The 25,619-nt window shown below is 55.6% G+C and carries 20 protein-coding genes; 9 read left to right on the plus strand and 11 right to left on the minus strand.

Translation table 11 applies throughout. The annotated features are described in order from the left end of the window. The first annotated feature begins 1 nt into the window (after position 1). From ABD920_RS16425 to ABD920_RS16440, 4 genes are all read left to right on the plus strand, one after another. Positions 2-1,360 (plus strand): TolC family protein, encoded by a 1,359-nt coding sequence (locus ABD920_RS16425; protein ID WP_345160573.1) that lies wholly within the window; start codon positions 2-4, stop codon positions 1,358-1,360. A gap of 20 nt (positions 1,361-1,380) precedes the next feature. After that, entirely contained in the window at positions 1,381-2,433 is a 1,053-nt protein-coding gene (locus ABD920_RS16430) for an efflux RND transporter periplasmic adaptor subunit (RefSeq protein WP_345160574.1), read from the plus strand. 36 nt (positions 2,434-2,469) lie between these two features. Continuing rightward, a complete protein-coding gene (locus tag ABD920_RS16435; RefSeq protein WP_345160575.1) occupies positions 2,470-5,649 on the plus strand; it encodes an efflux RND transporter permease subunit in 3,180 nt (1,059 codons plus the stop codon). 152 nt (positions 5,650-5,801) lie between these two features. Further along, entirely contained in the window at positions 5,802-6,062 is a 261-nt protein-coding gene (locus tag ABD920_RS16440) for an acyl carrier protein (protein ID WP_345160576.1), read from the plus strand. A 97-nt stretch (positions 6,063-6,159) separates the two neighbouring features. On the opposite strand, the gene ABD920_RS16445 is transcribed toward ABD920_RS16440, so the two are convergent. The 3 genes from ABD920_RS16445 to ABD920_RS16455 all read right to left on the minus strand — a co-directional run bounded on the left by ABD920_RS16445 (position 6,160) and on the right by ABD920_RS16455 (position 9,169). After that, positions 6,160-6,909 (minus strand): metallophosphoesterase family protein, encoded by a 750-nt coding sequence (locus tag ABD920_RS16445; RefSeq protein WP_345160577.1) that lies wholly within the window; start codon positions 6,907-6,909, stop codon positions 6,160-6,162. A 2-nt stretch (positions 6,910-6,911) separates the two neighbouring features. Beyond that, positions 6,912-7,667 carry a nucleotidyltransferase gene (locus ABD920_RS16450; RefSeq protein ID WP_345160578.1) on the minus strand — a complete coding sequence of 252 codons (756 nt, stop codon included), beginning with the start codon at positions 7,665-7,667 and terminating at the stop codon, positions 6,912-6,914. A gap of 236 nt (positions 7,668-7,903) precedes the next feature. Beyond that, positions 7,904-9,169: a glycoside hydrolase family 2 TIM barrel-domain containing protein gene (locus ABD920_RS16455; RefSeq protein ID WP_345160579.1), complete on the minus strand. Its 1,266-nt coding sequence runs from the start codon at positions 9,167-9,169 to the stop codon at positions 7,904-7,906. Positions 9,170-9,462: 293 nt separating this feature from the next. Between ABD920_RS16455 and ABD920_RS16460 the strand changes: the two genes are divergently transcribed. Further along, on the plus strand, positions 9,463-11,265 hold the full coding sequence (locus tag ABD920_RS16460; RefSeq protein WP_345160807.1) for a glycosyltransferase family 2 protein: 1,803 nt from the start codon (positions 9,463-9,465) through the stop codon (positions 11,263-11,265). Between the two features lie 102 nt (positions 11,266-11,367). Continuing rightward, positions 11,368-12,219 (plus strand): hypothetical protein, encoded by an 852-nt coding sequence (locus ABD920_RS16465; RefSeq protein WP_345160580.1) that lies wholly within the window; start codon positions 11,368-11,370, stop codon positions 12,217-12,219. Between the two features lie 93 nt (positions 12,220-12,312). On the opposite strand, the gene ABD920_RS16470 is transcribed toward ABD920_RS16465, so the two are convergent. After that, on the minus strand, positions 12,313-13,167 hold the full coding sequence (locus ABD920_RS16470; RefSeq protein WP_345160581.1) for a glycoside hydrolase family 25 protein: 855 nt from the start codon (positions 13,165-13,167) through the stop codon (positions 12,313-12,315). A 3-nt stretch (positions 13,168-13,170) separates the two neighbouring features. After that, positions 13,171-14,292: an alanine racemase gene (locus ABD920_RS16475; protein ID WP_345160582.1), complete on the minus strand. Its 1,122-nt coding sequence runs from the start codon at positions 14,290-14,292 to the stop codon at positions 13,171-13,173. A 161-nt stretch (positions 14,293-14,453) separates the two neighbouring features. On the opposite strand from ABD920_RS16475, the gene hemN reads away from it, so the two are divergent. The 3 genes from hemN (at position 14,454) to ABD920_RS16490 (ending at position 17,291) form a co-directional block, all read left to right on the plus strand. Beyond that, complete coding sequence (gene hemN, locus ABD920_RS16480) at positions 14,454-15,830, plus strand: oxygen-independent coproporphyrinogen III oxidase (protein ID WP_345160583.1); 1,377 nt, start codon at positions 14,454-14,456, stop codon at positions 15,828-15,830. Positions 15,831-15,912: 82 nt separating this feature from the next. After that, entirely contained in the window at positions 15,913-16,443 is a 531-nt protein-coding gene (locus tag ABD920_RS16485; RefSeq protein ID WP_345160584.1) for a CopD family protein, read from the plus strand. Positions 16,444-16,658: 215 nt separating this feature from the next. After that, the gene (locus ABD920_RS16490; RefSeq protein ID WP_345160585.1) at positions 16,659-17,291 is read left to right on the plus strand and encodes a hypothetical protein; all 633 of its coding nucleotides are present in this window, start codon (positions 16,659-16,661) and stop codon (positions 17,289-17,291) included. Between the two features lie 168 nt (positions 17,292-17,459). Here ABD920_RS16490 and ABD920_RS16495 read toward each other — a convergent pair whose 3' ends face one another. The 6 genes from ABD920_RS16495 to ABD920_RS16520 all read right to left on the minus strand — a co-directional run bounded on the left by ABD920_RS16495 (position 17,460) and on the right by ABD920_RS16520 (position 25,586). Beyond that, positions 17,460-18,371 (minus strand): AEC family transporter, encoded by a 912-nt coding sequence (locus tag ABD920_RS16495; RefSeq protein ID WP_345160586.1) that lies wholly within the window; start codon positions 18,369-18,371, stop codon positions 17,460-17,462. Between the two features lie 147 nt (positions 18,372-18,518). After that, complete coding sequence (locus ABD920_RS16500; RefSeq protein WP_345160587.1) at positions 18,519-20,108, minus strand: PQQ-dependent sugar dehydrogenase; 1,590 nt, start codon at positions 20,106-20,108, stop codon at positions 18,519-18,521. Between the two features lie 67 nt (positions 20,109-20,175). Beyond that, positions 20,176-20,859 carry a 2'-5' RNA ligase family protein gene (locus ABD920_RS16505; protein WP_345160588.1) on the minus strand — a complete coding sequence of 228 codons (684 nt, stop codon included), beginning with the start codon at positions 20,857-20,859 and terminating at the stop codon, positions 20,176-20,178. A 29-nt stretch (positions 20,860-20,888) separates the two neighbouring features. Beyond that, the gene (locus tag ABD920_RS16510; protein ID WP_345160589.1) at positions 20,889-22,793 is read right to left on the minus strand and encodes a DUF294 nucleotidyltransferase-like domain-containing protein; all 1,905 of its coding nucleotides are present in this window, start codon (positions 22,791-22,793) and stop codon (positions 20,889-20,891) included. Beyond that, a complete protein-coding gene (locus ABD920_RS16515; RefSeq protein ID WP_345160590.1) occupies positions 22,786-23,496 on the minus strand; it encodes a 3'-5' exonuclease in 711 nt (236 codons plus the stop codon). The genes ABD920_RS16510 and ABD920_RS16515 overlap by 8 nt, the downstream gene beginning before the upstream one ends. Before the next feature lie 311 nt (positions 23,497-23,807). After that, entirely contained in the window at positions 23,808-25,586 is a 1,779-nt protein-coding gene (locus ABD920_RS16520; RefSeq protein WP_345160591.1) for an aminopeptidase P family protein, read from the minus strand. Between the last annotated feature and the right edge of the window lie 33 nt (positions 25,587-25,619).

Consider the following 25,619-nt stretch of genomic DNA (forward strand, 5'->3'; position numbering starts at 1 on the left):
CGTGATCAAGAAAAATGTACTTGTCGGGCTGATGCTGCTGTTCCTGAGCCCTGCCATTGCGCAGCAGGAGCAGCCAACTGCCGGACAGATAAATGAGCTGACGCTGCAGGAAAGCATCCGGTACGCGCTGACGAATAACCAGCAGGTGAAGAAAGCCGCCTACGATGAGCAGATATCCGAGCAGCAGATCAGGGAGACAAAAAGCGTTGGCCTGCCTCAGGTAAGTGCCACCGGCGGTCTCGATTACTTCCCGGCGCTTCCCACGCAGATCCTGCCCGGCGAACTGGCGGGCCAGCCCGGGCAGGATATTCCCGTGCAGTTCGGCAAAGACTACAACGCCAAAGCCAACCTGCAGGTGAATCAGCTGCTTTTCAACAAATCTTACTTCGTGGGACTGCAGGCTGCTAAAACAGCAAAGGACCTGTACCGCCTCCGCTCGCAGATGGTGCAGGAAGACCTGATCTATAACATCGGCACGGCCTACCTGATGGCGCTGCAGACAAAGGAGCAGTTCAACACCATCGATGCCAACCTGGCGCGCCTGACGCAGCTGGAGAAAATCATGCAGCTCCAGTACGAGAACGACCTGGTGAAGAAGGTGGATGTGAACCGCATCCGGGTGAGCCGCGTGAACCTGGATAACCAGAAGCAAAGCCTGAGCACCGCTTTTGAGCAGCAGAAAAACACGCTGAAATTCTTCATGGGCATGCCGCTGGAGCAGGACATCACCCTGCAGGACGCCACGATCATGCTGGAGAAAGTAGACCCCGCCACTGTGGATGTGGACGCCGCAGCCACCGGCAAGACACAGTTCCGGCTGCTGAGCACCCAAAAGCACCTGACCAGCCTGCAGGAGAAAAATATCAAGTCAGGGTATTACCCCACGCTGTCTGCGTACGGGCAGTACGGCTACCAGACGCAGCGAAACGAGCTGTTCGACAGCAACGTGCCTTGGTTCAAAAGCTCTGTGATCGGCCTTCAGGTCAACATCCCGATTTTTGACGGCTTCAAGAAAGACGCGCAGGCCAAGCAGGCGCAACTGGAAATGATGAAGCTGGACGAAGACATGGAGCAGTTTACGACAAACACAGCCGTGACCCTGACCAACGCTGTGAGCCAGCTGCAGAACAGCCAGGATGCCATAACGGCCCAGGAAGGAAATGTGGCGCTGGCCCAGGAGGTATATGACACCACCAACCAACTCTACAAAGAAGGGCTTTCCCCGCTCACCGATCTGCTGGAGGCAGAGGTGCAGTTGCGGGAGGCCAAGACAAACCTGAACAACGAAGTATTGAAATTCAAGATTGCCCAACTGAACTACCTGCAGGCAACAGGGGAACTACAAACATTAACTAAATAACATCAGACCCTATATACCAAATGAAAAAGATAATCTATATCGTCGTTGTGCTTGTGATTATAGCTGCTGTTGGCTTTAAGCTGATGGACAACAAGGAGCAGATGGCAGCCAATGCAGCAGTAGCAGAAATAAAAAGCGATGCCATTCCGGTGGGTGTCACGGAAGTGAAGACGGCCAAACTGGACAAGTCGTTTACCGCCCAGGGTAACTTTGCCCCTATCCAGAGCCTGACGCTGATGTCGGAGACGCAGGGGCAGGTACAGCGTGTGCTGAAGCGCAAAGGCGACAAGGTGAAAGCCGGAGAGCTGTTGTTGCAGGTTGAAAGCAACACCATGGCGGCTGACCTGGCCACCGCGCAGACCAACGCTGAGAAAGCGAAGCGGGACCTGGAGCGTTTCGAGAACCTGGCTGCCGGCGACGCCATCACACAGCGGCAACTGGAAGATGCCCGGTTAGCCGTGAAGTCTACGCAGGGCCAACTGGTGGCGGCACGCCAGCGCCTGAACAAAACCCGCATCACCGCCCCGATCAGCGGCGAGATCAATGAGATGTACATAGAGGTTGGTTCCTACCTGAACTCCGGCACGAAGCTATATGACATCGTGAACGTGGACAAGCTGAAGCTGCAGGTAAAAGTGTCTGAGAGCGAGGTGTTGCTGGTGGAGAAGGGCGAAAAGGTAAAAGTGAAAGCTGACGCCGGCGCCGGACAGGAATACGAAGGAACTGTGACAGCCATCGGCGCCCAGGCTGACCCTACCCTTAAGTTTGATGTGGAAATTGAAGTAAAAAACTCCGCAGACAACAACCTGAGAGCCGGTATGTACGGCACTGCCTCGTTTGAGGCCGCCGAGCAGCGCGACGCGCTATTACTGCCTCGCGGAGCTATCGTAGGCAGCATCCAGAACCCAAGCGTGTACGTGGTGAAAGACGGAAAAGCATATATCCAGAAAGTGAAGGTGGGCACTGTAACACAGGACCAGGTGGAGATTTTAGATGGTGTGAAGCCTGGCGAAAAAGTAGTGCAGAGCGGCCAGATCAACCTGCGCGAAGGCATCAAGGTGTCGGTGCTTTAAGAACTGAACGATTTCTTCAACAGAGAAAATTAGAAAATGAACATAACCAAAATATCAATACAGCGGTCGACCCTGGTGGTGGTGGTTTTTACCGTCCTCACGCTGCTCGGGGTTGTCAGTTACCAGTCGCTCAACTACGAGCTGCTGCCTAAGTTCAACCCGCCGGTGCTCACCGTGAGCACTATCTACCCGGGCGCTTCGCCGAACGAGGTGGAGAACTCCGTGACGAAAGAGATTGAAGACGCCCTTGCCTCACTGGAAAACGTGAAGGAGATGAAGAGCACCTCCCTGGAGAGCTTTTCCATGATCGTGATCAACCTGAACCAGGGCACGGACGTGGACCTGAGCCTGCAGGAGGCGCAGCGCAAGATCAACACCATTCTGGCCAGGCTGCCCGAAGACGCGGATGCGCCCACGCTGAACAAATTTGACCTGGACGACCTGCCGATCATCAAGATGGGTGCCACGGCCAACATGTCGGCAACCGAGTTCTATGACCTGATAGATAAAAGGATCAAACCGGAGCTGTCGCGCGTGCCCGGTATGGCTGCCATAAAGATTCTGGGTGGCCAGGAGCGTGAGATCAAGGTGAGCATCGACGCCAACAAGCTGGAAGCCTACAACATCTCCATCCTGCAGGTGCAGCAGAAGATCCGCAACTCCAACCTTGACTTCCCAACGGGTAAGATCAAGCAGGAAAGCGGGCAGACGCAGATCCGGTTGGCAGGAAAATTCGAGTCGCTCGAGCAGCTTGGCAACCTGATCATCCGCGAAGACCAGAACGGCATCGTTCGCCTCGGGGATGTTGCGGAAGTGCAGGATACACAGAAAGATGTGGAGGTGATGAACCGTATCAACGGCAAAGCCTCGGTAGGTATCACCATCCAGAAGCAGTCCGATGCCAACGCCGTGGAAGTGAGCCGCCTCACCAAAGAGGCGCTTGCCAGCCTGGAGAAAACCTATGCTGCCGAAGGCCTGACCTTTAACGTCGCCAACGACTCTTCTGACTTTACCCTGGAGGCCGCCGACTCAGTGATGCACGACCTGCTGATTGCGGTTATATTGGTGGCAGTTGTGATGCTGCTGTTCCTGCACTCCCTGCGCAACGCCGTGATCGTGATGATCTCTATCCCGGCCTCGCTGGTCGCCACTTTTATCGCGATGTACCTGCTGGGTTACTCACTTAACCTGATGTCTTTGCTGGCGCTTTCGCTGGTGGTGGGTATTCTGGTGGATGACGCGATCGTGGTGATAGAGAACATACACCGCCACATGGAGATGGGCAAGAAACCGGCACAGGCCGCCTACGATGGTATCCGGGAGATATCGGCTACGGTTACTTCGATTACGCTGGTAATCGTGGTGGTATTTGTGCCGATTGCGCTGTCATCCGGTCTGGTGTCTGATATCCTGCGTCAGTTTGCGGTGGTGGTAGCCGTGGCGACGATGATCTCGTTGTTCGTGGCCTTCACCCTGATCCCATTGCTGGCCAGCCGTTTCTCACGCCTGGAGCATGTGTCGGATGATAACATCTTCGGACGGTTTATCCTCGCGTTCGAGCGCTTCCTGGATCGGATCATTGATGGTTTTACAGCTGCGTTGAAGTGGGCGTTTAACCACAAATTCATCACGCTGGCTGCAACTATCCTCCTGCTGTTCGCTTCGTTTGCGCTGGTGCCGTTCGGTTTTATCGGTTCTGAGTTTATCCCTGCCGGCGACCGCGGGGAAGTAAGCCTGCAACTGGAGCTTCCGAAGAACGCGACCGTGGAGCAAACCAACTTCGCAACACGGCAGGTAGAGGAATATCTTCAGACCATACCTGAAGTAGAGAAGGTGTTCACCACCGTGGGTACCACTTCATCGGCACAGGCTGGTCAGAATACAGCATATAAAGCGGATGTATCCGTAACGCTGGTGGATGTGAAGGAGCGTGCTTTCAGCACGAACCAGTTCAGTCGCCAGGCCAAAGCCGATATAGAGAGTAAGATCCCGGATGTGGAAGTAACGCCGGTGCCCGTCGGCCTGGTCGGGAACGCACAGGCACCGATTCAGATCATCATCTCCGGCTCCAACCTGGATTCTGTAATGGCTTTCTCGCAGCAGGTGATGCAGATTGCAGAAGGCGTGGACGGTACTGTCGACGTGGAGACCTCGGTGGAGGGCGGTAACCCGGAGATCGAGGTGGTAGTGGACCGGGATAAAATGGCCAATGTGGGCCTGTCCCTGGAAAGCGTGGGGGCCAGCATGCAGCTGGCCTTTAGCGGCAACTCCGATGTAACATTCCGATCCGGCACCGAGGACTACGACATCAACATACGCCTCGACGAGTTTGACCGCCGCAGCGTGACCGACATCGGGAACCTGTCTTTCGTGAACAACCAGGGACAACTGGTGCGCCTGGCGCAGTTTGCCGATATCAGGCAGTCTACCGGCCCCTCACAGTTAGAGCGTTACAACCGCGTAACCTCCGTGAACGTGAACTCCCAGGTAATCGGCCGCCCGTCTGGTTCGGTGGGGGCCGATATCCAGGCAAAGCTGGCAGAAGTGGAAATGCCGAAAGGGGTGAGCGTTGAGTTTGGCGGTGACCTGAAAAACCAGAGCGAAGGATTCGGCACGCTGGGGATCGCCTTGCTGGCGTCCATCATCTTCGTGTACCTGATCATGGTGGCGTTGTATGACTCTTACGTGTACCCGCTGGTGGTCTTGTTCTCGATTCCGTTGGCGATCATCGGAGCCCTGCTTGCCCTGGCGCTGGCTGCCCAGTCACTGAGTATCTTCTCAATCCTGGGTATCATCATGATGATCGGTCTGGTTGCCAAGAACGCGATTATGGTGGTGGACTTCACAAACAAGCTGAAAGACGAGGGCGTGTTCGTGAAAGACGCGCTGATTGAGGCCGTGCGGATCCGTTTCCGCCCGATCCTGATGACGACGTTGGCGATGGTGATCGGTATGTTGCCGATCGCACTGGCGGGCGGCTCGGTGGCTGCCACCAAAAACGGCCTGGCCTGGGCCCTCATCGGTGGCCTGAGCTCTTCTATGTTCCTGACGCTGATCGTGGTGCCGATTATCTACTATGGCTTCGACCGTATACTGGCCAAGTTCGGCATGGACAAGAAAACGGTGATCTACCTGGAGGACAAGACGCTGGAAGAACTGGAACTCGAAACGAAAGAGTTAGAGGAAAAGAAAATGGCGCACGAGTTCGCGCATTAAGCGCAGGCTGAAATCATCTTATATAACAGGAGCTATACAGGCGGGGCTCCGGCCCCGCCTGTATAGCCTCTATCAACTCAAGCGGCATTGATCAGGCAGTTTACACCCAGCTCAAAACAACCTGATCTCGCTTCTTCACTTTATATACAACTATGGCTACATTAGTCTACAACACCCAAACCATCCGCGATGAAGTCGTAAGAATTGTCTGTTCCATCAAAAGAATAAAACCCAGCCAGCTACTCAGGGCGAAGGATTTCACAGAGCTTAACTTCGACATCCTTGATGTGGTGGATATTATCCTGAAGGTAGAGAAATCCTTTGGTGTGGTTATCCCGGATGAGGTGCCGGTTTACTCGGTCGATGACTTTGTGCGTTTTATATATAGCCAAACGCCAAGGCAGGCTGTTTAACCTACCACTAAAACCTTAACATTATATATAAAGCAGAAGCCTGGGCAAATCATATTGCCCAGGCTTCTGCTTTATATATAATGATGTTGAATCTGTGCTATACCTCGAACAGGTAAAAAGGCGGATCAAAGCCCTGATCCACCAAAATGGGTTTCGAGACATTGAATACTTTCACGCCCTTGGTCGTCTCGCCCTCTAAGGTGCCGATGTGGGCATGGCCATGAAAAGCGGCCACCACGCCCCTGCGGTTGATGGGCTCCGCCAACCGGGAAGAACCCAGGAACGGGAAAATCTGCTCCGGCTCTCCCACCACCGTCGCCCGGATCGGGGCATAGTGCAGCACCGCGATCTTCTTTACATTAGTATACTCGCTCTCAAGGCGGGCCAGCGCGCCGTCCAGCTTCAGCGACTCGTCCACGGCCTCCTGCACGAAATCCTTGATCATCTGCTCCCCGAACATACCCAACATGCCCCTGTCGAAGCCGCCGCCAAAGCCTTTCACCCCGGCAAAGCCCACATCCCCGAACACCACGCAGTCGCCGTCCAGCAGGTGCACGTTCTCTTTCACCAGGGCTTTGCGGATGGCTTTCTGATGGTTACGCTCATAGTCATGGTTACCTAACACCGCCACCACCGGGATGGAGCAGGCTTTCAGTTCTTCTGCCAGCACCTCTGCCTCGGCAGTACGCCCGGTATCGGTCAGGTCGCCGCAGAGCAGCAGCACATCTGCCTTTTCCGACACCTGCGTAAAAAACTCCTTCCATTTCCCGCTGTCGGTTTCCCGCACATGTATATCCCCTACCGCTGCGATTCGTGTTTTTTTGTCCTGTATAGTCGTTTCTTCCATTCTCAAACTGATCTGATGGTTACTACCTTATAGTCCCATTCGGTAACATCGGTTGCGTATTGGGTCTGGTCGATGAGCGGCCCCCGGCAGATTTTCTCTTTCGGGAGCGGCATATCATACTGCTCCTTTGCCCGTATCAGCAATTCGTCGAACAGCCACTTGGGGATCATATCACGCTCGGAGGGGTAGACGAACTGGAACGAAAGGAACTGCGCCAACAACAGCTGCCAGTGCACCTCAATATGCTGCCATAGCCATTTCCAGTCGAGGTGCTGGCCGTAGCGGAGTATGATGTGGTTGATGTCGCCACCGTCGTAGCGCTCCCGGTTCTGGACATACAGCTTCGACCAAATCAGCGCTTCGGCCGGGATCACGCGCACCTGTATGCCCAGCATCTCGCTCTGCACCGACCGCTCGAACCAGCTGTCGTCCACGTGGCAGTGGTTGCCCGGGTTGTTGAAGATGATGTCCATGAAGTGGTCGCCTTTGATGGCTTTCGCCAGCCAGCGGGCATCGGTCAGTTCCGTCTCAAACCCGTTCTCCGTGAATAGCTTCAAAATGCGCGGGCAGTCGCCGGACTTGCAGAAGATATCCAGGTCCTTGGTGTCACGCATCAGGTCAGTGTACAGGCGCAGGGCAAACCCTCCCCCCACTAAAAAATCTGCTTTGTTCTCTGACAACAGGGTCAAGACATCCTTATAAAATTCGTGAGCCGCCTGCCGCTGTATGCCTTCGTTGATTTCAATTACTTTTGCCATTCTGCTTCTATGCTTTCTGATGTAACAATGGCCACAGGAATGAGGCCAGGCACTGGCAGCATCTACAGCCACGAAAGCGGCTTTATTGTACTACACTCACCAATGTGCGTAACCAGCATTTACTTCAGAATGGCCCGAATGGTTTTGTTCTGATCTTCTAAAGGGCGTAATTTATATGCGCCCCAAAAACAGATACAAGATTATTCATACCGAATAATTGAACTATACAAATATTGTTAGTGCAGCGGGTTCTTTGAGACATAAAAAGGGATATTGGCTGTGGCGAAGTTATTCTGGCCGTCATACACATAGACAAAAAGGCGGTAAGCCCCTTCTTTCTTTGGCGTCTGCAGCACTACTTTCCGGTTATCCTTTCGCTGCAGCAGGCCCTTCAGGGGTTTAGGCTTCTGCTGTTTGTCGGCATTGCCATCCTGCACCTCTGCCTCGGGCAGCAATTCCCACTTCAGTTGGAGCGAGTCCTGCTCGGGGTCGAAGGTGAAAACAGTGCTCTCGTATGTCTGGCCTGGCTTCAGGTATATATGGTCGTAGGCAAAGCGCTCGTCGAGCGTGACATAGGCGATGTAGGGGGCTTTGTTCAGCTCGGTGGTATCGCCCCAAAGCTGACGCATCTCGTGCACGATGCCCGTCTCCTCCCCCCGCTCCGACATCAGGCTGAACCAGGTGGGGGTGGTTTCCTGCTTCTGACCCCACATAAACACGTAAGAGCCCAGGCAGCGGCCGGTGTCGGCCGCCACCGTCTGAAGGTAGTGCTGGCGGGCAAACTCCGCTTTCTCAGAGCTTGTCTGCTCGATGGGTGCCAGCCACCAGGTGACGTAAGACTCCCAGTAACCCCGCGCGCCAAACTCCGATATCACATAAGGGCCTTCCCAGTCGGTTTGCGCCAGTTCTTCCCGCACATTGTTCATGGCGCCAAAGGCATTGATGGAAAGCACGTCCAGGGCCGGGCAGCGCCGCGTGATCAGGTTCACGACCTTTTGGGGCACATGCATCACCGTGGTGGTGGTGGGGTGGTCGGGGTCTACCTCGTGGATCATCTCGGCCACCTGGTTCACCGCGTCCCATACCTTTACGTTCGAGCCCTCGGCATATAACTCGTTGCCGACGCCCCACATCAGCAGGGCCGGGTGGTCCTTGTACTTCAGCACGACCTGTTTCAGGCCCTCCAGTTGCTGCGCCACCAGGTCTTTGTCGTAGTAGTTAAAGCCTTCGCGCTCGCGTGCCAGCCAGAGACCCAGCGTCACGGTCAGCCCATGCCGCTGCGCCGAATCAAGCACCTGCTGCGCGTTATCGGTATGCCATACCCGCACCGAGTTTCCACCGTAGCGCTTCAGCCTGCCGTAATGCTCATAACCCGCCGCGCCCTTTATAAAATAAGGCTCGCCGTTGCGGAGCAGCTTATACTGCCCGTCTTGTGCAACGATCTCCACTTTTCGGCCTTGACGGGTGTATTTGTTCGGGTCCGGCTGGTGGCCACAACCCATCAAAAGGAACGATAAGATAAGAACAGCTGCAGAAAAAACGTTACGTTTACATAATGTTACAGAATGTACTGGCATATAGGGTGATAATCGGGGCTATTAAAATAAGCTATGTGGAAAAGGAGCAAAATGCGATGAAAAAATTGTACCTAAAGCTACAACTTTCACCCAAGATACGAGTATAAACCGAACATGTTATCCTGAAGCATATAAACACTTTCGCACCTGCACTACTTTAAAAAACAGCTTAATATTTTCACGGCCTCAACCCTATTAGCACAAAAATCACCCTTGTGATGCTAGAACAACCCATTACTGATCAAAAGATACCACCTGACATAAAGAGCTCTGACATTGCACCTGAAGCGAAAGATGTGCGCACCATACGCGTCATGATCTGGCTTGGGCTTTTGTCGATGGCACTCTTTCTGTACTGGTTCATCGACGAAGAACACATTGGCTATCCGCCCCTGTTCTGGCTCCTGACCACAGCCCTGGCATTCAAGCTGCTGCGCACGCTGCACGAGTGGTACCACTACTATGCGGTTTCGGCTCCTGTTAGACCCACCCTGCGCTCCACCTACACCGTGGATGTGCTCACCACGGCTTGCCCGGGAGAGCCGCACAGCATGATCATCAACACCCTGGAGGCTATCCAGCAAATCCGCTACCCCCACACGGCTTACCTCTGCGACGAGGGCGACGACCCTGTGCTAAAGGCCGCCTGCGCGCGCCTCGGCGTAATACACGTAACCCGGACCCTGAAAGTAAACGCGAAGGCAGGCAACATCAACAATGCCCTGCAGCAGGCCACCGGCGACATCTGCCTGGTCCTTGACCCGGATCACGTGCCGCAGCCCGACTTCCTGGATGAGGTGCTGCCCTATTTTGAGAACCCGGAAGTCGGGTTTGTGCAGGTGGTGCAAGCCTACAGCAACCGCAAGGAGAGCCTAGTGGCCTATGGCGCGGCGGAACAGACCTATAGCTTTTATGGCCCAATGATGATGGGCATGAACGCGTACGGCACGGCACAGGCCATCGGCGCCAACTGCACTTTCCGGAGGGAGGCGCTCGACAGCATCGGCGGACACGCGGCGGGCCTGTCGGAGGACATGCACACGGCAATGAAGCTGCACGCCAAGGGCTGGAAATCGGTTTATGTTCCCAAAATACTGACGCGCGGGCTGGTGCCGGGCACCCTCTCCGCCTATTACAAGCAGCAGATCAAGTGGGCGCGGGGAACGTTCGAACTGTTGTTCGAGGTGTACCCGAAGCTGTTCCGTCAGTTTACCACGCGCCAGAAAATCCACTACCTCACGCTGCCGCTCTATTACCTGTTCGGCCTCTTTAACCTGATCGACTTCCTGATCCCGGTGCTGGCGCTGGTGCTGGTGGAGTTTCCGTGGTATGTGTCGCTGGGGGAGTTTCTGCTCATGTTCACGCCTTTCCTCTGTATCTCCATCTGTATCCGGCTATATGCGCAGCGGTGGTACCACGAAAAAAGCGAGAAAGGCTTCCACCTGTTTGGCGGCATTCTGCGCACTGGCACCTGGTGGGTGTTCACACTCGGGTTTATATATGCCGTGCTGCGCGTCAAGGTGCCTTATATCCCTACCCCGAAAGACGACAAGCCCAAAAACAATTTCCTGCTCAGCCTCCCCAATCTCCTGGTCTGCGCGCTGAGCATAGGCGCCATCGCTTACAGCCAGATGATTTACGGCCACCTATACAACAACCCTTACGTGCAGATGATGGCTGCTTTTGCGCTCACCAACGTGGCCATCCTATTCTCGATTGTGCTGATCGGGCAGGAGCGGTTCCTGGAGTGGATCCGCAAGCACCTGCTGCATGCCAGCCTGTTGCAGCCCGTGCTCATGCCCTTGCGCCTGCTTATCTGGCGCACCCGACATGGGTTTTATGACGGTATCCGCTATGTGGCCCTGCTGGCAGTGTTTATTGCCATTATGGTATCGGCAGGCTATGTCCTGAAAAAAGAACGCCTGGTGGAGTTTCCTGTTCCTTCCTTTGCAGACATCATGAACAGCGAAGGCTCTACGAAGGGAAGTATGCACAGGCCCCCAATACCGATCAATAAATAAAAAAGAGCTTCTGAGCCAATAATGCCGCGGTGGCTTAACCCCTGTTGGCAGTGCGCGTTAGAAATACTGTAAGAGCATGTTTTACCTTTAATCTAAAAAGCTATGAACAGGAATTTCTCTGACCGCCACGACGGCAGTTTCCAGACGCACCGCTCCGAACGATACCGACACCCGGAGCAGGACAGGTACAGGTTTGATGACGATAGGCGCACTGCGCGGGGCGGCTACGGCAACGAGGGCAACACAGGCACCTGGGGAAACCGGGGGAATGAGATGGGCGGCTCCCGCAACTACGGCAACATGGGCAGCTACGGCGGGGCGCAAGGGTTCGGAACATCCAGGGGCGGCTACGCATCGCAGCACCCGGACGAGAGCAGATCCGGCTACAACTACTATAGCGGCATGGGTTCGGCAGGCCAGGGAACACGCGATCGGGGTGGCAGCTCCGGAGGCGGCTACCGCTCCGAAGACCGCTGGGGCTCCGACAGAAACAGGCCGGCATCATCCGGCAGCAGCCGCGACTTGTACGGCTCCGATACTTTCAGAAGGTTCGGTGGCCCTGGTCAGGGGCGCTATGATTTTAAGCGGGATGATTACAATGCCGGAAGCAATTCGTACAGGGGCAGCAGCGGCCGGGGCGGCTATAATTCCCCTAACTACGGCGGCTCCGAGGGCAACTACATGGGGAGCGGGTACAGCCGCAGCTCGCAGCAGGAGTATAACAGCGGGAACCGCGGAGACTACGACTCCTCCGGACTATACGAGGGCAGTGGCTACAGCTACGACCAGCCGTACGGCATGAGTGGCTACTACAGCGGCGGCTATGGCGACCGAACCCAGGGATGGGGAAGCAGCCGCCCCGGCAGCAACTACTTTGAGAGTGAGAACCGTGGCCGTACTTTCAACCGCGACAGAGGCGACAGCCGTGAACGTGGATATGGCGACAGATACTAAAAGAAAGAAACCTATATAACCAGCAGCGGCGCCACATTGATGTGGCGCCGCTGCTGGTTATATAGCATAGCACTTGATCGTCTTCGGGGAAGCTCAGGGCACGCAAACGCTGCGCAACTCGCGCATGCTGCCGTAAAATACGTTACAGTCCACGATTCCGTCTATGCCTTTGATGGCCCCTCCGTCGGTGTGCTGCCAGAACGCGAGCTTGCGCCTGCTGCTTTTCTCCAATTGCAGTTTTGGCACTTTGTAATGCGCGATCCAGAGATGGTAGTCGTCGAAGTGCCCTTCCAGGTAATCCTTGTAAAAGGAGTAACCGGTGTACAGGATTGGCTTCACGCCGTAGGCATCCTCCACCAGTCGCAGCCATACCTTTAAATCCGCGCGCAGCTGCGCCACCGGCTTGCGGCCCCTCACCTCCACATCCAGCACGGGCGGCAAGTCACCGGAAACAAGCCTTACCGTGGAGATGAAGTTTGCCGCCTGCACCTCGGGCTTCACGTGGGGTACATAAAAATGATAGGCGCCGCGCACAATGCCGACCTTCCCCGCCCCTGCCCAGTTGTTACTGAACTGCTTGTCTTTAAGTGTTTTGCCCTCCGTGGCCTTCACAAAGGCAAAGCTTACCTCGTTCTCCCGCACCTGCTGCCAGTCTATCTCCTTCTGGTAATGCGACACGTCCACGCCGTAGACACTGTAACCCGCTGGCCACGCGGATTTGCGCTTCTCCACAAACAGCTCCACATACAGCACCACCAGCACCAGCGTTACAAGCGCAGCAAGCCCCAGCCAAAACTTATAGGGAGATGGCTTTGCTGCTTTTTTCCGGGTCCTTGTGGATTTCGTGACCGGCTTGGTCGCTGGTTTGGCGCGGGGTACGCGTTTTGGCGGGTGTTTCAAAATGACACCCATCGCCTTGTCCGCTGCGGATTTTCCCTTCCGGTTCACGTTCTACAACGATACCAGTTCCCGTTGCGGCACCCCCGACAGATGCTCCAGCATCTCCCCGTCCGTGCTCATATACCCTTTCATCAGGTCGGCGGTCAGGCACGAGTGAACGGGCAGGATGCCGATCATATCCCCGATATTGTACTTTGCAAACTGCTCCGGCGATGCTTTCAGGATGCCATGCTCCTGCGACAGCGACACCAGTTCAATGCCAGGCACGGGTGAGGTCCAGCCATCGTTGGTAAACTCCACCACCCGGCCGTATACCAGAGAGCTGTCACCCTGCGGCAGGGCGTCTTTTGAGAAGTGTACAGCGCCGCCATATATGATGATCTCCCTGCGGCGGGGGTGTTTGGCCACCACCGGGCACGTTACGCACACGGCAATGTCGTCGAAGGTGCAGGAACCGATGCGCTGCTGGGTGAGGTCGTAAAACACGAAATTACCGGGGCGTATCTCGTCGATGCCGCTCAGGTCATGCAGGATGCTGCACGAGGGCGTGTCGCCGATGGAGAGCTGCAGGTTCGGGAATTGCCCGCTGTAGCGCTCCCGAAGCAGTTGCAGCAGGTACACCGATGTATTGTGGATGGTTTGGATAGCATAGGTGTCGGTCTGCTTGTAGGTGTGCCCATCGTGCACCAAAAATCCGGCGAACTGAAACTTATCGCTCTCCTGTACCTTCTGCAGCAGTTTATTCAGGTCTTTGTGGTTGTTGGCCAGCACGCCCGTGCGGCGGTAGCCGGTGTCTATCTTTATCCAAAGCTGCACCGGGTGCCGCAGGTTCTTGGCCAGTATCTCCACCGTCTCCACATTCACGACAAGCAAATGCAGTTTGATGCGGGAGGCCAGCTCGTTGATGCTGTCTATCTCCAGCACATTTGCCGGGAAGGCGATCAGGATGTCCTTCCAGCCGTGGTTGGCAAAATACCGGGCCATCCTCACAGAGGATACGGTGATGGCGTCGATGTTATAATCACGGAACCACGCCCCCACCTGCGCTGATTGATGCGTCTTGAAATGCGGCCGCAGCCTGATTCCGTTCTCCCTCGCCTTCTTCACCATCCGCTCAATGTTGCCAAGGCATTTCTTCTTATCCAGTAGTAGTGTTGGTGTGGTTAATCTCATGATACTCTACACAAATTTTGTAGCAAATCCTGTGAAGTTAAACAGTATTATGCAAAAAGTCACGCCTTTTAGCCTATTAAGGTGACAAATGTCATTTCTGCGACCGCTCGCACCCCCGACCTTTGTAAACGAAATACAGAGGATCATAAAAGGATAAAATCATGGCAGTACCTGTTCTTTACACCCCCGCCGCGCTTCTTGCCAAGTACGATGTGCCGTCGCCCCGCTACACCAGCTACCCCACGGTGCCTTACTGGGACGAATCCCCGTTGACACAAGAGCGCTGGATGCTGCATGTGCAACAGGCCTTCCGGAAAACCAACACCTCTAAGGGCATCAGCCTGTACCTGCACCTGCCTTTTTGTGAGAAACTGTGTACTTATTGCGGCTGTAACAAGCGCATCACAAAAAACCATGCCGTGGAGGAGCCCTATATGAAGGCCCTGCTGGAGGAGTGGGACCAGTACGTAGCCACGTTTGAGGAGAAGCCCCGCATAGCAGAAATGCACCTGGGCGGCGGCACCCCCACTTTTTTCAGCGCCGAGAACCTGAAGCAACTGCTGGAGGCTATACTGGTGAAAGCGGAGGTAACGCCCGACGCCGAGTTCAGCGTGGAGGTGCACCCGAACGCCACCAACGCCGCGCAACTGCAGGTGCTGTATGATTTGGGCTTCCGGCGGCTGAGTGTGGGCATCCAGGATTTCGACCCCTACGTGCAACTGGTTATCAACCGCATCCAGACGTTTGAGCAGACAAAGGAAACTTTCGACACCGCCCGCGCCATCGGCTATACCTCCATCAACGGCGATATCATATATGGCCTGCCTCACCAGACGGCCAACAGCATCCGACACACCATCGAGAAAGTAAAGGAGTTGCGCCCGGAGCGCATCGCCTTTTACAGCTATGCCCACGTGCCATGGAAAAGCAAAGGCCAGCGCCGCTACTCCGAAGCCGACCTGCCGGAGGCGGCCGAGAAGCGCGCCCTGTATGAGCTGGGCAGAAACCTGCTGGAGGAGGCCGGCTATATGGAGATCGGGTTGGACCATTTCTCACTACCGGACGACGACTTATATATAGCCGCGCAAAGCGGCAACCTGCACCGCAATTTTATGGGCTACACGGCGCGCCACACCGAGCTGTTGATCGGGTTGGGCGCTTCAAGCATCTCCGACACCGGAACGGCCTTTATGCAGAACATAAAAGAAGTGGAGGCCTATGAAGCAGCCGTGGCCACGGGCAACCTGCCGCTGCTGAAGGGCCACGAACTGACGGAAGAAGACCTGCTGATCCGGAAACACATCCTAAACCTGATGTGCCGCCTGACAACGAACTGGACAGAAGAAGACCTGCCCTACTTTGTGGATGCGCTTATCCGGCTGCAGCCGTTGGAAGAGGACGGGCTCGTGGATTACAGCCGGAACCATATACAGGTGCTGGAGGCGGGCCGCCCCTTCCTCCGCAACATCGCCATGTGCCTGGATGCCAGGCTTTGGGCGGACAAACCGACTACGCCGGTGTTCAGCAGGTCGGTCTAAGCGATTTGCCGTTAGTAGCATATCATACCACCCTGATTTGTGCCGTATATCCCTTACCTTTGCTGAAACAAGCATCAAAGGCATGGGCTTTTACTACGTCAAGGCGTTGCATATCATCTTCGTCGTTACTTGGTTTGCAGGGTTGTTCTATATCGTGCGGCTGTTTATATATTATGCGGAGGCCGCAGAGAAGCCGGAGCCGGAGAAAACGATCCTGCAGCGGCAGCTTGCCCTGATGCAGAAGCGGCTGTGGTACGGCATCACCTGGCCTTCCGCGGTGCTCACGCTCATTTTCGGTTTAACCATCCTGCACCTGTACGGCTCCATCCCCGGCTGGCTCGTCTGGAAACTCTGTTTTGTGGTGGGGCTCTATATCTACCACTTCCTCTGCCACCGCATCTTTAAACAACAGCAGCAGGGCATCCTGCAATACAGCTCTACCCAGCTCCGCATCTGGAACGAGGTAGCCACCCTGTTCCTCATCAGCATCGTGTTCCTGGTTGTGCTGAAAAGCTCGCTGAGTATGCTCTGGGGAATTATCGGCTTGCTTCTCTTCTCGGCCATCCTCATGCTGGCCATCCGGATATATAAGCGCGTGCGCGGAGCGGGTTGAAATTTAGAAAGTTTTAGAGTTAGAAAGTTGAGGAGTTAGTACGTTAGTGAGATACACGCCATCATATATTGAAAATCCTCGTCTCCTATTGACCTCCACCCTATATAATCTACGGCTACAAATAGTCTTGAATTTCTAACTTTCTAACGCCACAACTTTCTAACCCTCTCACTCTCCAACTTTCTAACTCCAACAAATCCTCCTACTTTTGTGACATGAATACTGCAGCACTGAAGGCAAACGAGAGAGAACTGATAAAACTGATCCGCTTTTTTAGTAAGCGTGGTGCCCAACTGGTAGCATCCGGCGAACTGAGTGAGCAGCATGAGCAGCTGACCAGCGCCTGCCAAAACCTGGAGACGCAGCTGTACAAACACGCTGAAAACCGCGCTGCCATCCTGGAGAAGCGCGAGCGCTTAGAGAAAATCATCGAGGACAAGGCGCAGTGCCCCAAATGCCACAAAGCGGATATGCTCAAGAAAACCGGCGTGGCGACAAACGAACACGGCTGGAAGAGCAACACCTACCGCTGCCGCCGCTGCAACACCAACTTTACCTGGAACCGCCCGAACAACCCCTGGGATATGGTGTCGTTTCTGGAGCGCTACATCCAGGAGTTGGAGCAGAGCCTGCAGACAGCGCAGCCGGAGGGGATGCAGGAGCATATAGAAGGCGCCATTCCGCAGCTGCAGGACAGCCTTTTCCGGCTACGCCCAGTGCTGCAGACCTCCAACGAGGAAGTAGAGGCGCTTACCGAAAAAGAGAGCGAAATGGATCGCCTTATCCACCAGTTCAAGAACTACCTCCTGATCGAAAAAATCAAGCTGGACACTTACCCGGAGGAGTAGTTTCGTTTTTCGTTTTTAGTGTTTCGTTTTTCGGGGTTTAGGTAGAAGAGGCAATTATGAACTACAGAATTTTTGCCTCACGGAGACAGGTGTAGCTTCAACCCGTACCATATATCGCTGCCAAAACACCAAATACGAACAACGGAACACCAAACACGGACAACGAAATCATATCCCCCGAATGATCCAGTACCAGATGGGCAGCGTGAGGAAGGAGAGGGGAATACCGAAGCCGACCATCATGTTGGCCAGGCGGGGCTTCAGGCCGTACGAGGCCGCCACGATGCTCCCCGTGATCATCGGGGCCATGGCCGCCTCCATCACCGTGATCTGCGCCAGCTCGCCCTTTACCCCGAGCATCTGCACGTAGAGCAGGTAAATCAGCAGCGGCGCCAGTACCAGCTGGAACAGCAGGCCCAACGCCAGGAAGCGCCAGTGCTTGCTGCGCCGCTCGATGCGCAGCTGCATGCCCACCGACACCAGCGCCAGCGGCGTCACGGTGCTGCCGAGCCGCTGAAAAACGTCCTTCAGCATATCGGGGAAGCTGAGGTGCAGCACGTTCAGCAGCACCGCGAGGATAAACATCAGGAACGGCGGAAAGAAAAGGATCTTTTTGGTGATAACTTTTACATCAGGCTGCCCCTTGGAAAAGACAGCGGCCAGCGCGATGCCCAGCGTGGAGAGCACCACGAAAGTGCCCGGCTGGTCAACGAGGATGGCTGTTTTCAGGCCTTCGGCTCCGTAGAGCGCTTCGATCACCGGAAATCCAATAAAAGAGGTGTTGCCGAGGCCGGCAGTGAGGATGAGGCAGCCGACCAGCTTGCGCGACCAGCCGAACATTTTGCCGAGGCTCCAGAAGAAAAGCGCCGAGGCGGCAAAGCAGATCCACCCCACCCCCACCGGAAGCAAAACCGTGCTGTCCAGCTTGATATCGGGGATATAGTAGAGGGCAAGCGCAGGCAGGGATATATAGATGATGAACTGGTTGAGCACCAGCGGGGAATTGTGCGGGAAATCACGGACCCGTTGCAGCAGGATGCCCAGCGCCAGGCAACCGAATAACAAAATCAAACTACTCATAAACCTTTTGATAGTTGCAGCAGCCCCGGGGCTGCGCCCAAAGGTAAGGCAGCCCGCTTTATATATGGCAAGCTCCTCTCTAAAAGAAGCGGCCTCCTAGCGGGAAGGCCACTTCTTTTAGAGAGGTATATAGGGATGCCGAACCTGCTACTGCAGCACCACCCGCTTCACCACCTGGGCGTCGCCGGACGTGATGCGCAGGAAATAAACACCAGGGGCCAGCTTACCTGTGTCCAGGGTCAGGTTATTCTCCCCGGCCTTTAGCGGCTTGCGCACATCCAGCACGTTGGCCGACTGCGCATTGGTGAGCACAAACCTCGCTTCTCTGCCTTTCAGGCCATTGAGCGAAACCCGCAGGTCGCCGGCGGCGGGCACGGGGAATACCTGGATGGCGCGCGCCAGTTCATCGTTTTTCGTGCCCAGCGGGGCGTTGTACGTAAGCTTGTAGATGGTGCCGGATTTGTCGTCGGATATATAAAGCTCGCCCTCCTTCCCGATGGCCACATCCACCGGCCTGCTATATGCCTCCGTGGAATCGCTGTTCAGGAAGCCGCCGACCAAATCAAGCTGCTCGCCGGGCTTGCCATTTTCCCAGGGGAAGTAGATCACTTTGTAGCCTGTGGCTTTGGAGCGGTTCCAGGAGCCGTGCAGCGCAATCAAAGCGCCGTTGCGGTAGGCTTCCGGCATTGCCGTGCCCTGCGTGAAGTTAAAGCCCAGCGGGGCCGAGTGCGCCTGTATGCCTTTGCTGACGGGGTGCATGCCGCTGCAGTCCACGGCTCCGCTGGCATTCAGTTGCACGTCGTTTATCAGGGGCATGTCGTCCATCCCTCCGCGCGCGTCGGGGTTGCAGAAAGGCCACCCGTAGTTGGCGCCATCCTGCACCAGCGTAAAACCTTCCGGCGGATTGTTGTCTACATATGCCTGCACCACCTGCCCATACAGGCCGGTATCGTCCTTAAAAGGGTAAGCCACCTGGTCACGGTTGTTGATGGTCACCCACAGGTTGTCGGTGCCCGGCACGAAATCCAGGCCTTCGGCATTGCGGATGCCCTCGGCGAACAGCCTGCGGTTCTTCCCGTCGGGATCATATATATAAATAGCCCCGCGCTTTGGGTTACTCTGCGTGTCCTCGATGCAGGCGTTGCAGGTAGAGGCGATGGAGACATATAGCTTGTCGTTCCGGTCGAGGGCAATGTTTTTCAGCACGTGCCCGTAGGTTCCCTTCAGCTCCGGCAGCGTCTCATCGGGCAGGTTGGCCACCACAATCTCCCGGTCGTGCGCCCTCAGGTCGCCGTCGTTGTACTTGTAGCGGTTTATCTGGTTCTTCTCGGCTATATATACATACTGGTTATCGCCTATTTTGTGGAACACGATGTCGTGCGGCCTTTGCAGGTCCTGCACATAGCTGTCATGGATAACTGCCTTGCCGTTCTCATCGGGCCGGAGTATGTATACTTTTCCTCCCCAGGGCATCGACACGAACAGGTCGCCGTTGGGGGCTACGGCCATAAACCGGGCACCGCTCAGGCGGGCATATACTTCCAGTTCAAAGTTAGGCGGCACCGTGGCAAAGCGGTCCACGTCGAAAGGCGCTGTCCGCATCCCCTCGGGCACCTCTATTTTCACCGTAACCGAGGCCGCTGCGGGTGGCGCGGACTGTGCCCTGGTCAGGCCTGCCGTGGCAAAAAGTGCCAGGGCGATGAAGGAAGGCTGAAATCGTAGTTTAGGAATAAGCATAACGTGTAGGGGTAATTTACCTCTTACTTGTAGTAAAATCAGGCGGAAAGGTTGCAACGAAAGGGGCTTAATTTAACCTGAAATTGCATACATTTTGCACGGCCGCCTGCCGTTGGTACCAGTCGTTATACACCAGTTCGATATGATGCACCTCGGTGCTGCCAAAGGAATGGCTCCTGTTGGCCTGCAATCTGTCCAAAAAAGCAGCGGGATTGTGGAGCGGCTCCTTAAACCGGGCGGCGGTGATATGCGCTGTCCGGAGTATATAGCGGCTGTCCATTGTCTGCTGCAGGGAGGATTTCCGGAAGCTTTCCCGGAGCTTGTCGCGCAGGTCGTTCAGTTGCCCCGAAGCCGGGAAGCCCTGTACCATGATGCAGGAGGGGGAGGCCGTGATGCCCCTGAAGTCAACGCGAAAGCTTTTTATATCCGCGAGGCACTCCCGCAGCACGTTTATATATGCTGCACGGTCTATATGGCTGAGTCTGAACCCGGCGTGGCAGGAAATGACCGACATCACCGTGACGTGCAAGTCCGAGGAAGGATAATAATACTGCGCTGGCTCCACTTGCCGGAGCTCCTGCAGGAAAGCCCCTATGGATTCTTTAACGGCCTCATCCGGGCGGAAAAGCAGCGTGAGGCCAAACCGGTCATCATCGCCGGAGCTCAGGAAAGGATCCAGTTCAAAAGCGCCTGCTTTAAACTGCTGCAGCGCGTTTTCCCACAAGCCGTTGTAGTGCTTTTCCAGGTTCATGCTGCTCCTGCTGTTATATATCCCCTCCTCTACCCGAACAACGCGTTCGTGAATTTGACTTTGATGTTGGTCTGGAAGTTGGCGATGGTCTTGAAAATCTCCTTCAGGGTGACCTGCTCAATCTTTGTCAGGCTCCGGATGTCAATCAGGTTTTCGGGCAGCGCCTTGTCGTTGATGATCTGCACCGCCTGCTTTTTGAGGCGCATGCTCATGAGGTAATAATACGACTGCATCAGTTCCTGGTACTCTGTCTCCGTGAACACCCCCTGCGCCATCAGGGCCTCCAGCCGCTCCCCGGTATTGGTTTTGAAGATCCGGTTCTGCAAAGCATGCACCCGCACCAGGTCCACAATCGGCGTCATTGCTTTTTTTATGTTAAATACCTCTTGGGTGCCCACCGTATAGGTTTTAATGTTCTTGAAGTAGGTCAGCGGCGGCACGTACTGCATGGCATTGTTGGCCATATGGTACAGGAAGCGGCCCAGCGGCTTCTGCAGCTCCTCGTCCAGGAACTCGCGCAGCTCGTCCACGATGGCGGGCTCGCCATATATAAACCGGCAGTCGAAGAAGGCCGCGAACTTCATCACTTTATCCGGGTCAGGCTCTTTTATCCAGGCCACATAATTGCGCTTCCAGTGCGACAGCGAGTGCGTCCATTTGGTGTTCTTGGCCATATAGCCCCCGGTGCAGAAGCTGAACCCGATCATGTCGAGCCGTTCGGACACCTGGTCGGCGAACTTCAGGAAATACGCCCGCACCAGCTCGCGCTGCTCGTTGGCCTTGTCCTCATATATGATGGCGTTGTCCTGGTCGGTTTTAAGGGTCTGCTCTTTGCGGCCCTCGCTGCCCAGCACAATGAAGGCGAATTTGGCTGGCGGCGTGCCCATCTCGTCAATCACGCCCTCAATCACTTTCAGGGCAATGGTGTCCGACACGGTGGTGATCACCTGGTTTACGATCTCCGGTTTTACGCCGCGGCTCAGCAGTTGGTACACAATCTCCGGCACCTTCTGCCAGCGCCGCCGCAGTTCCTCCACCGAGCGCGCCAGCTTCACAGACTGGATGAACATAAACGGCGACTGCGCCTGCTCGCTCAGCAGCTTGTTGCGGCTGATGAAACCCAAGTATTGCCCCTCCTCCTCTATCAGCAGGTAGCGCGTCTGCGTCCGGAACATCAGCAGGATAGCCTCATATACATAAGCCTGCGTGCTGATGGACACTATCGGGTTGTCCATCACACTGCTGATGGGCGCCTGCACATCCACCTGCCGCGCCACCACATTGTCGCGGAGGGTGATGTCGGTGACGTAGCCGATGATGTTACCCCGGTCATCTTTTACAAAAAGACAGCTTACCTTCTGTGCACTCATCCACCTGGCCGCCTCATATATGGGCGTGTCGTGGGCGGAGCTGACCAATGTTCGGTACTCCAGGCTCTCGATTTTGCGGGAATACAGTTGGTCGGAGGCAATGTAGTTCTGCTCGAACGTGGTAGGCCGCTTCACGAAGTGGGCGTATTCGTCGTCCATCATCCGCTTACCGAACTCTGCGGTGAAGAACTGGAAGAACTCCTCGTTTGTCTGGCAGAGCGCCCTGAAATCTTTCCGGTGCAGGAAGTACACCACCGTGCCCTTTTTCGCAATTACCGAGCGCAGCGACTTTTTCCGGTTGAGCAGCACCGACACGCCGCCATAGCAGTAGCCCGTATGGTGCAGTTCAATCACCCGCTTGTTCTGCTCGCTGTCATAGAAAAAGGCTTCGTACTCCCCTTCCGCGATAATGTCCACGCCCCGCATTTTGGTCACCTCCTGGTGGTAGATGGGCGTGTCTTTGGTGTAGCGCACCTCCTGCAGCAGCTCCACCACACCGAGCAGCACCTCCTCCGAGAGCACGTTAAAAGGCTTCGCCGTTTTCAGAAATTCAAGCTTATCCATATATCGAGTACGTAAGCAACAGGGTCAGTAAGAACATTAAGAAAAAACCAACCCCGCAACCAGTTCTATTTTTTAAGGATGGATATGGGTTCGGTACATCCAGGGCTTTCTGCTTTTCGATCATAGCTTCGTCAATGTCGCCGCGCTTCACCAGCTCAAAAAAGCAGGCTGCCGCAGCCATGGCGTCTACCAGCGCATCGTGCTGGCGCTCCAGCGGCCGCTGGAACAACCGCTCATACAGCTCCCCCAAACGCAGAAAGCGCTGGTGCTGTTGAAGCGGAAAGCGGCTGGAGGCCTTCATGGTGCAGAAGAGTGGCAGGCCCGGCAGCGGGTTGTGCATGTCCGCCCGATGATACCCTACCCCAATCATGTGATAATCGAGCTGCATGTAATGGGCGACGACCAGGGGCTGGTACTTGTTCAGGTCAGCGGAGAGCTGCGTCAGCACCTGCTCGCGCGGCACCCCGTGCTTTTTCAGGTAATCATGGGTGATGCCGTGGATTTTGATCGACTCCGGTGAAATGTTGAAGTCATCGTCGCGCACGTAAAAGTTTTCTGTTTTGACCTCCTCGCCCGCTTTGGTATAAATGGCCCAGGCCACCTGCACCGAGCAGGGCCAGTTCTCCTTTTCGGTGTAAGGCGCGCGCCAGTTTTTCGGCAAGCCCGTGGTTTCCGTGTCTACAAACAGCAAATAGTCTCTCACGGCCTGAAAGTACCTATAAAATCAGCAAGTAGAAAAACAGGCCCGGGATTTATATATGGAGGAGGGTGTTGCGGAAACGAGACTCACAGAAAAGCCGCTCCCCACAAATGTACATAAATGAACAGTACAAGACTGATTCCGCTGCCGTCCTCTGGAAAGACCTGGTTAGCAGGTAGCTTAACCGTCGCCACCTTTCATCAGCTATCGCCACTCGCCACTAGGATCCTTTCAGGATTACAAACAGGTAAATTGCTGGGTGCAATCAAGCACCTGACGGCACCCAGCAATTTAACCATCCAGCCATTTAGCCATTATATCGCCTTTCCTTTTTCCTTCAGCCAGCTTCGTTCAGCCTCTGATAAATGCGGTCCGAGCTGCTCCACCACCTGCTGGTTGTAGGCATTCAGCCACTTGATCTGGTGCGCCTCCAGCAGCTCTTTTTTCACTGGTGCCGTGTCAATGAGGGCGAGTGTCAGGTGCTCGAAGGTGTAGAACTCCCCGAAGTCGTTTGCCTCATCGGCCACCGTCAGCACCAGGTTCTCGAGGCGGATGCCGTGCTTGCCCGGGCGGTAGATGCCGGGCTCCACGGAGGTGATCATCCCCAGCTCTATATCCACGGGCGTCGGGCTCGGGTTGAACACATGCGGCCCCTCGTGGACGTTTAGGAAAAAGCCGACGCCGTGCCCGGTGCCGTGGCCGTAATTGCGGGCATAATCCCAGAGCGGCTTGCGCGTGATGGCGTCGATCTGGTAGCCGCGCGTGCCTTTCGGAAAGCGGGCGGTGGCCCCGTCTATCATGCCTTTCAGCACAAGGGTATAGTCAATGCGTTCCTCTTCCGTCAGGTTTCCCAGCGATACCACGCGGGTGATGTCGGTGGTGCCGGTGTGGTACTGGCCTCCTGAATCGAGCAGGAACAAGCCATCGGCCTGAAGCTCCGCGTCGCTTTCCTGCGTCACCCGGTAATGCGGCAGGGCACCGTGCGCTTTGTAGCCGGCAATGGTATCGAAGCTCTCGCCCACGAAACCCTCCTGCTCTGCCCTGAACGCCCGCACCTTCCCGGCCACGGAAAGCTCCGTTATCTTTGTTTTACCGATGTTTTCCTCCAGCCATTTGAAGAAGCGTGTCAGCGCCACCCCGTCTTTAATCATAGTTTTGCGGGTGTTCGCTACCTCCGTCTCGTTCTTCACTGCCTTGAAGAACGCGGTCGGGTTTGTCTCCTGCACCACGCGCACCGACTTCGGGAGCTGTTTATAGAGCGCAAAGCAGTTGCGCTTCGGGTCGATGAAGATGCTGACGCCATCCGGCAGCGAGGCGATGGCCCGCTCCACCAGGTCATATGCCTCCAGTTCCACGCCGGCCGCCAAAAGCTTCGCCTGGTCCTGCTGGCTCAGCTTGGTCGTGTTGATGAAGAGGATAGCTGTTTCCTGGGTGATGAGGGCAAAGCTCAGCACCACCGGGTTGCACTTCACATCAGCGCCCCGCATGTTGAAGAGCCAGGCCATGTCGTCGAGGGAGGAAATCAGGTGGTAGTCGGCGCGGTGCTTTTTGAGGGCGGCCCGCAGCCGTTGCAGTTTGCTTTCCAGCGACTCTCCCACCAGTTCCTCTCCCACGAGGAAGGCCGGGGCGGTAGGCAGCAGGGGCCTGTTTTGCCAAAGCGGGTCGAGGTAATCGCGGTCGCTGTTCAGACGGATCCCGAGCGGCGAGAGCTGCGCCTCCAGCAGCTGTGCCAGCCCGATAGAAATCAGCTTCGCATCGAAAGCCACGGTGGCGCCCTCCGGCAGGCGCTCTGCCAGCCAGCTTATATATTCGGGCGCATGCTGTGTCTGCAGGGGTACCAACTCAAAGCCCGTTCCTTCCAGTTGCTCCTTCGCCTGCACAAAATAACGGGCATCGGTCCAGAGGCCGGCAAAATCGTCCGTGATCACCAGCGTACCCGCCGAGCCGGTAAAACCGGAGGCAAACTCAATGCACTTATATCTGTCAGGCAGGTATTCGCTGATGTGCGGATCGGCCGAGGGAATGATATAGGCACTCACGCCCTCTCCTTTCATCTGGCTCCGGATGGCAGTCAATTTTTCTGTGTAGGTCATGGTATGTCGCTATTGGTTAAAGGCAAATTAAGA

The sequence above is a fragment of the Pontibacter saemangeumensis genome, from assembly GCF_039541895.1.
Classification (GTDB): Bacteria; Bacteroidota; Bacteroidia; order Cytophagales; family Hymenobacteraceae; genus Pontibacter; species Pontibacter saemangeumensis.